We start from the raw sequence: 788 nt of genomic DNA on the forward strand, positions 1-788 counted from the left end.
GGCGGCCACCCCCGCCGCCGTCGCCGCCACCGCGCCCGTGGCCATCAACTGCAACGTGCACGGCAACGAGCCCGGCGACCGCGAAGCCTGCCTCATCATGGCCCGGCAACTCGCCTTCAGCACCGACCCCCGGATCACGGACCTGCTCAGCCGCACCACCGTCCTGATCGTCCCCACCATCAACGGCGACGGCCGGGCCGCCAACACCCGCGGCAACTCCACCGGCCAGGACCTCAACCGCGACTACTCGCTGATCCGTCAGCCCGAGACCGCCGCGTACGTCAAGATGGTCCGCGACTACCGACCCGTCGCCGGCTACGACGGCCACGAGTACGGCAACTCCCGCGCCGGTGACCTGCCAATGCTGCCGCCCCGACACCAGAACGTCCCCCAACCGATCTTCGACCAGTCCCAGGACATGATCGAAAATCACATGTACGCCAAGGGCGCCGAAGCCGGCTGGTGGGCCTGCCCCTACGGCTGCGAAGGCGGCGGCAACGTCGGCCTCAGCGAGGAAACCATCCTGCGCAACACCCTCGGACTCAAGAACGTCGCCAACTCGCTGCTGGAACTGCGCAGCTCCGGCGGCCAGACCCGGCCCGACGAGGGCAACACCGCCAACAACCGGCGCCGCAAGACCTACTCGGCCCTGTGGACCTTCCAGCAGTTCCTCGACTACCACCGCGCCGACCGCGGCGAAATCCTCACCTCCCGCGCCGAAGCCATCGAGATCCAGGCCGCCAACACCGGCCGCCTCGTCTTCCGCGGCTCCCGACCGATCCCCGCCC

At 69.5% G+C, this 788-nt stretch carries 1 protein-coding gene; it reads left to right on the top strand.

Features of this window, described 5'->3' with window-relative positions; translation table 11 throughout:
- A partial coding sequence (locus tag EAD98_RS29325; protein ID WP_255421245.1) for a M14 family zinc carboxypeptidase occupies positions 1 to 788 on the top strand: 788 nt, incomplete at both ends.

Origin of the sequence: Micromonospora sp. CV4 (assembly GCF_003667455.1) — a bacterium.
Classification (GTDB): domain Bacteria; phylum Actinomycetota; class Actinomycetes; order Mycobacteriales; family Micromonosporaceae; genus Micromonospora.